We start from the raw sequence: 6,275 nt of genomic DNA on the forward strand, positions 1-6,275 counted from the left end.
ACCTTATTGGTAACTAAACGTCACCTTATTGGTAACTAAACGTCACCTTATTGGTCTTACATCCCTTATACCGCAAGGCCTGTAGCGAGCTTAAAAGCATTTAAAAGCATTTAAAAGCATTAAAAGCATTTTTGGTTGTGGATAAGCTTAAAAAACAAAGGGCTATTTTTAATGGTTGATTTAGGAAGTAAGTTACTTAAATTTGCATAGCTTTGATTGGCTATAGAACGAACTCTTCTCATCTTCAAAACAGTCTTTGGGATCAATCCTCGCATAGTGACCATCTTGTCCACTTATTTTGACAATGTTATGAGCCACACCAGCCTTTTCCAGATATTGATAATCATCTTGACGTTTTGCTATCTCGCTTTTGCTAGGAATAAACAGCCAAGCTGCTCCAGAGGCTAATGCTAATACCACAACAACCATAACGACCAAAGTTAGTATTAATTGACGGCCAAACTCTCGCTTAACGTTATCCAGCATCTGCTTGGAGGCATCTACATTTAGCTCAGCTATCTTGTCTTTAGTATCGTCAAGGTTACTAGCAACACTGGTAACAGAGGTCTGTATTTTCCCTAAGTCTTTATTAAGCAGCTTTGTTGTTTTTAAGAACGTATCACTCGCATCAGTGATGTGCTTAGTGAAGCCTTCATCAATACGCTTGTGATAGTTGTCTTCATTGGTTTTAAAGACGCTAGCGATCTCTTTGTTAATGGCTTCAACAAATTCAGTTTGCAGTAAGGTTTCTTTGTTTTGATAGGTTTTTAACAGTGAAGTCAGTGCCTTTGCCCAATTAGCAATATCTTGCGCTTGTTTGTAGTGCGCATGATGTAAGTTTGAGCTGTCAATCAGCTGCTTATCTATTTTTTTGGTGTAGGTCTCAAGTGCAAGCAATAGGTCTTCTAGTTGGATAGAGAGGTCGTTTTCTGGCATGGATCGTTCCTAGTCGCTAGTTATGATGCTATTTGGCCTCTAAATGGCGCTGTGGGCGTTTTTAGGGTGGTTTATACGTTATTGGTACCCTAGCATCAAAATGGCGCTGTGGGATGCCTGAGAAGCCTCTGAGGTTATTCTATGCGACCGTCAGTGTCGTTTAGTATTGCTTGTGAGCTTAAAAGCCAAGACTCATGCCTCGGCTGCGGTTGATATCACGGCTATAACCGGTGATTTCAGTGGATACCGTTCGCATTTGGCGCTGGTGTTCGGGGCTGAGGGCGCTTTGTTGTCGATCTTTGATGTTATCAAAGACGCGCTCTAAGGCTTTGGTGTGTGCTTTTCTTGTCGATAGGTCGCTTATAGACTTGATGTGATCAAGCAGCTGCTGGCTGTGGCCGATAATGTGGCTGCCAATTTCATGTTGTTCACGGCCTGCAAGCTGTTTTTGGTGGTCAGTGGTACTCGGCTCACTGCGGTAGCGCTGCCATGCGCTCATTTGCTGATCAAGATGCAGGAGGGTCATGAGGTGTTGGCCAAAGTCGCTTTTTTGGTCGATGATTTTTAGAAGTCTGTGCTGATCCGATAGTCCTTGATGCGAGATATAATCGTGTTGCGCCTTAAAGCCGGCTTCTTCTTCTGCTCTTTTGGCGCGTTGCTGCTCACGCTTTGCTTGACGCGCTTCTTCTTGCGCTAATAGGCGCTCACGCTCCTTTTGGTCGGCCATGTCACGCTGCTGCTGAGCAATACGCTCTTTTTCAAGCGCCTCAGCGGCATCGATTGCAATCTGGCGCTGAATACGTACCTGTTTGACGCGCTCAACCACTGATTCAGCTTGCTCTAGCTCGTCATTGCTCACGTTACTGGGTTTATATTCAGGCGTAGGCGCTGCTGGGACGATAAATAACTTACTTTCACGCAGATCGGCAAGTTCGCGTGTCCGTACTAGACGGTTGCGCTCATTGATCATCAGGTTAATCTTACCTCTGATTGTGGCCGGTGTTTCGTCTATCTCGTAAACCTCACCTTTCTTGTTTGCTTGTTCTGCTTTTTCTCGCTCACTCTCGTATTTGTCACGCTCTAGCTTGGTTGCAACGCTACCCATCTTGATTTGCGGCTCAATATCTTTGCCTTGATCGGCATAGCTGCGCGAATCAATCAGCTCATGGTCATATTCGGCCAGTTTCTCATTAGCGATCTGCTCCCACAGTTGCCGTACTTCTTTGATTTCAACATTGACGCGCTCCATGCCAAGCTCACGCCGCTTATTATCGGACAGCTCAATGGTCGCCTTATCGGTCAATACAATCTCGTTATTATCGTTAAGCTCAGCGGTACGCGTGGTAAACATGATATGGGCGTGGAAGTTGCGAGGGTCTGCCCCTCGATCAATCTCTTTTTGAGTAGGCTTGTGAATGGCGCAATCGGCAATCGTACCGTAACGATCCGCAAGCGTTTGGGCGAACTGGTGCGCGATGGATTTTCGGTCTTCTGCGCTTAATTCATGCGGCAGATTAACCAGCCATTCGCGAGCCACACGCGCATCTTTACGCTTCTCGGCAGCCTCTGCCTTATTCCATAAATCGCTGCGTGAAATATCAGTATAAGCAGAAGCCAATGCTGTCGGTAAAATGATATCGGCACTCATAACGCCTGATCGTTTAGAGTAATCATGGGTTTTACCGTATCGCTTATCGTCAAGCTCAACACCAGCGCGATAGCTCGCAGAAGCAACGGCACTTTGTCCACTGCCGCGTGATATTGATTTGGTCGATGCGATAAAAATAGCCATTTCTACAAGCTCTGTTTTCAGGTTTTTAACATTGCATCTTTTTGCAATGTTGGGGGTGTGGGGGCTTGCCCCTGCCGATGTTTTGATTTTATAAATGTGTGACCGATAGGGATAAACATTTGTAAAGTCGAAAACTCGCACTTAGTCAGTGGGACTCAACCATCCGTCAATTAACTATATCATAAACTGTTGTTAGGTACTGGCGAAGTTGCTATAGTCAGATAGATAGTTAATTTGATAGTTTAGGAGGAAGGTATGAGCTTACTTGGTGGTAATGATTTAAAAGAACAGCAAAAAATTAATGATCTTGAGCTTAAGATAAATAGAGAAAAACAGAAGTTAGATAAGAAGCTAACACGGCAAAAAATACTACTGGGTGCTTTCCTTGTAGATGCTTTAGAGAATGATTCTGTAGCTGGATTAAAAGAGTATACAGCTGACAACCTATTGGATTTTTTGACCAGACAAGCAGATAAAGATTTAATGTTAGACTTGGTAGAAAACTTAAGAACTGTACCAGTGAGTAATTACTATAATTCTGATGATTAAAAAAACTATAAATTTGAAACTCTAATGAAAATCATACCTGGTATAGGCTTTATAAATGAATTTTAATAGTTGGGACTGGGGATCTCTTTCGCCCCTCGGCACAGGGTTGATTGCTTTATTTATATTCTACCAATGGAGAAACCAAAAACGTAGTGAAATAATGTCGAATGAGGCCGCAAAAATATTAGTTCTTCTAGAAGAATATAGGGAAAACCTTGTTCATCTAGATAGCGAGATGATGGAACCATTTGAAAGCGATAACACAGCTAAGTTGGAAGAACTTAGATTGGTTGCTCGTCAACTTTGCAACAGTGCTATATCATTTGGTGGGTTAGCCAGTAACGAAAAAATTTTAGCGACAGAAATTAAGAATATTGCTGCTACTTTCTATAATAAAGCTAAGAGTTTAGATGAAAAAACCTTCCAAGAGATTAGGGTAAATCCAAAAAGCCCTATATTAGTCTCGGAATTTGATGACGCGATTAAAAAGCCAAAAACTATTATAATTTATTACTTCAAATATCAAGGGGTTAGACTGTTTTTGAGAAGGTTGGTTAGCATAATTACTACTAACTACTTAAAATTAAAAAAATAATATCTACGAGGTTGATTTGAATCAAAAGCAGTATATTCGGTTATCTTTAGTCTTAGCTATTCCAGCTTTGGTGGTTAGTTTTTGGCTAGCTCAGCAGGACTTTGTTTTTAATAGAGGGCAAATCGTAACATGTAGTATAAGTAGTGATTACTGCTACCATCAGCAAATGCCTCTTGATAAAGTCAGGACATACGCTAAAGACTATAATATTCAGGCTATAGAATACGATAAGTATTCTTCAGAAAAATACTTGGGGATATATAACTTTGACTTTCAAATTAAGGTTTATCTTAGGAATCAATATGGCGGTGATGAGATAGATGCAACAAACTTAGTTAGCGCTAGAATGTTAGAAGCAAATTCATGCTCTCTATCAGCCACACATACTCTTATATGTGATGAACCTCTTTTTTCTTGGGCTTCAAGTTATGGTCGAATAGAATTCATAAATGAAGATGAATATCAGCAATTCCTTGATAGGATCACAAAAGCTCAATCATATTTTGAAGACTATTTTCTAATTCAGATAGCTATAGGCTTCGGATTATTTTTATCGATTGTGGCCTCATATCTAACTCTTTCATGGTTAGTACACTTCGTTATCTATGGAGCTAAAATAGGTAAACCGAAAAAAAGCCCCTATCAATAGACTTTACATATTTTTCACTTACAAAGCCCTTGCCATAAATGATAGCTGGTTCATAATGTAATTTCGGCCGATGACTCCATATCTTTTACCTTCTATAACGACATCAAAAGATATAGCTGAGTTATCAATCTGTTTGAGCTCCATGATTATAGAAGGATTTTCGTTAACAAATTCTAATAGCTCCGCATAAGAAACATCGTCAATGGTTATAGCCAATTCTGTTGGGTTTTTAGCTAAGAAGTTTGCTGTATAGACAATAATGTTGAAAAACTTATATTTCTTTTTGCGAAAATTATTAAACTTATACCGAAAAAAAATAAATATAAGTGCAAAAATGGCAACAGCCCCTAATAATTCCATAAACAAACCTTATTATTTTAAATTTAGTACTTCATTATACTTAAAATTAACTTTGGGATACTTTCCGTCTATCGAATTACATCTCTTAACTAGGATGATTTCTTTTAGGTATACCCTAGCGGAACCGACGTAAAAGCCACAAAAACCTATTAACAGACTGCCTAAAACAGACCACTATAAGAGAACCGCTTATAACAGACTGTTCTAGGTGGTCAGTTTCTCTCGCTATTTTGAGAAATCGTATTCCTCTTCATTCCCATCTAAATACTCACGTATAGGGCGTTTTTTACTGAATTTAGAAGCGTCCTTCTTGATCTCACCGACTATAAAGTCGCTGTATGCTGACCAGCTCTTACCAGCGTCGCCTTTAGCAAGACCGCTATATGTACTTATAAACTCTTTATGCCGACTGATACGCCACAGCTGCTTATCAGACAACCCATCAATAGTGAACATATCACCGTTGTCAACATCGCGAGCTTCAGCTACCTGTCCAGTTTTGGGTTTTTTCTTCTCATGAACTACAAATTTAAAGCCTGTAATACTGCGGCCTTTCTTTACGTTATCATATTTTACTTTCAGATCGGACTTCTCATTAATTTCATTAATGGCCAAGTCCAACACTCGCTTCTTAAAGTCATTCATTCTTTTATATTCATTCACACCTAGCCCCATTTGTTGTCGAAAGACCCCTAATTCAAAACAAGGCGTTTTTTTGGCGGCGCGCCATTGGGTAAGTAACTCATAGAGGCGCACTGAATAAACACTATCAAATTGTGTAGTTTGCTCTAACAAATAGGAAGTGAAAAACTGCTCCAGCCCATCAATACGGCTAATCCCTTCTACTACGGCAAGCGTAAAAACTAGATCTATTGCGCCCTCACCATCATGGTATTGAACTTGCTGTAACCAGCGGCTTTTGATTGGCTTACCATTAATATCCTGATAGGTAAAACGTCTATTAAACAAGGTTTCTTCTGCTTCCTTCATTCGAGCATAGGCATTCTGTCGTGAAGTGCCAAAGGCTTCTGCGTAACGAGAGGCATCGATACGTAAAGGTTTATCAGTGCTTAATCCCGTAGCAGTTTCTCTAGCATCGACTATAGCTAGTTGAATAATTCGAACCTCAGATAACGATAATGTTTGTAATGCTTGATTTAACTGATTAGTCTTTACTACTAAGTCTTGCTTCTTATTCATTGGCTTTATCCTAGTATGTTTAAACCCTACCTTATATTAAGTGACTTATTATTACAAGTCACTTTAGTGACAAATATACAAGAGTCTCATAATGGTAAGTAAACGTCGTTTAAAAGACAAAGAAAAACTTGTCTCATAATGGTAACTAAACGTCACCTTATTGGTAACTAAACGTCACCTTATTGGTAACTAAA

Annotated in this window: 7 protein-coding genes; 3 read left to right on the forward strand and 4 right to left on the reverse strand. The window is 39.9% G+C overall.

Translation table 11 applies throughout. The features are described from left to right. Window positions 1-192: 192 nt before the first annotated feature. Both V7D75_RS13890 and V7D75_RS13895 read right to left on the reverse strand, forming a co-directional pair. The gene (locus V7D75_RS13890) at window positions 193-936 is read right to left on the reverse strand and encodes a hypothetical protein (protein WP_333615034.1); all 744 of its coding nucleotides are present in this window, start codon (window positions 934-936) and stop codon (window positions 193-195) included. A gap of 178 nt (window positions 937-1,114) precedes the next feature. After that, the gene (locus V7D75_RS13895) at window positions 1,115-2,728 is read right to left on the reverse strand and encodes a MobA/MobL family protein (protein WP_333615035.1); all 1,614 of its coding nucleotides are present in this window, start codon (window positions 2,726-2,728) and stop codon (window positions 1,115-1,117) included. A 255-nt stretch (window positions 2,729-2,983) separates the two neighbouring features. On the opposite strand from V7D75_RS13895, the gene V7D75_RS13900 reads away from it, so the two are divergent. Genes V7D75_RS13900 through V7D75_RS13910 form a run of 3 tightly spaced genes read left to right on the forward strand, consistent with a single transcriptional unit; the run spans window position 2,984 to window position 4,521 of the window. Continuing rightward, on the forward strand, window positions 2,984-3,277 hold the full coding sequence (locus V7D75_RS13900) for a mobilization protein MobS (RefSeq protein WP_333615036.1): 294 nt from the start codon (window positions 2,984-2,986) through the stop codon (window positions 3,275-3,277). 55 nt (window positions 3,278-3,332) lie between these two features. After that, complete coding sequence (locus V7D75_RS13905) at window positions 3,333-3,872, forward strand: hypothetical protein (protein ID WP_333615037.1); 540 nt, start codon at window positions 3,333-3,335, stop codon at window positions 3,870-3,872. A 16-nt stretch (window positions 3,873-3,888) separates the two neighbouring features. Further along, window positions 3,889-4,521 (forward strand): hypothetical protein, encoded by a 633-nt coding sequence (locus tag V7D75_RS13910; protein ID WP_333615038.1) that lies wholly within the window; start codon window positions 3,889-3,891, stop codon window positions 4,519-4,521. 18 nt (window positions 4,522-4,539) lie between these two features. On the opposite strand, the gene V7D75_RS13915 is transcribed toward V7D75_RS13910, so the two are convergent. Both V7D75_RS13915 and repM read right to left on the reverse strand, forming a co-directional pair. Next, the gene (locus V7D75_RS13915; protein WP_333615039.1) at window positions 4,540-4,881 is read right to left on the reverse strand and encodes a hypothetical protein; all 342 of its coding nucleotides are present in this window, start codon (window positions 4,879-4,881) and stop codon (window positions 4,540-4,542) included. A 225-nt stretch (window positions 4,882-5,106) separates the two neighbouring features. Then, a complete protein-coding gene (gene repM, locus V7D75_RS13920; protein WP_133378671.1) occupies window positions 5,107-6,081 on the reverse strand; it encodes a replication initiation protein RepM in 975 nt (324 codons plus the stop codon). Window positions 6,082-6,275 lie beyond the last annotated feature (194 nt).

Source organism: Psychrobacter sp., from assembly GCF_036731945.1.
GTDB lineage: Bacteria > Pseudomonadota > Gammaproteobacteria > Pseudomonadales > Moraxellaceae > Psychrobacter.